Consider the following 449-nt stretch of genomic DNA (forward strand, 5'->3'; position numbering starts at 1 on the left):
GTCGACCAGAAGCGTGCGGCGAGTTGACGCGAGCGTCAAGTAACAACTGTTATGGTGGTCGGCTCAGTGTCGCCGAGGCGGGCGGGGCGGCTACCCACTCCGGTTCCGACCCGCTAGGGCTGAACCGCAGCAATGGAGGACGCATGAAACTCGCCAGTCTCAAGCACGGCCGCGACGGCAAGTTGGTGGTCGTATCGAACGACCTCGCCTGGTGCGCCGACGCGTCACACATCGCGCCGACCCTGCAGGCGGCGCTGGACGATTGGGACCGGCTGTCGCCCGACCTGCGCAACCTTCAGACCGACCTCGATCACGGCGTCATTCCACGCGACCGTTTCCACGAGCATGACGCCGCCGCGCCGCTGCCGCGAGCTTATCAATGGGCGGACGGCTCGGCCTATGTGAACCATGTCGCGCTGGTGCGGCAGGCGCGCGGCGCGGAGATGCCC

General features: G+C 67.3%; 1 pseudogene. It reads left to right on the forward strand.

From position 1 onward, the window contains the following. Positions 1 to 143: 143 nt before the first annotated feature. Positions 144 to 449: pseudogene (locus ACU8YE_RS25200) on the forward strand (fumarylacetoacetate hydrolase family protein); the annotation flags it as partial.

The organism is Ralstonia sp. VS2407 (assembly GCF_052950655.1).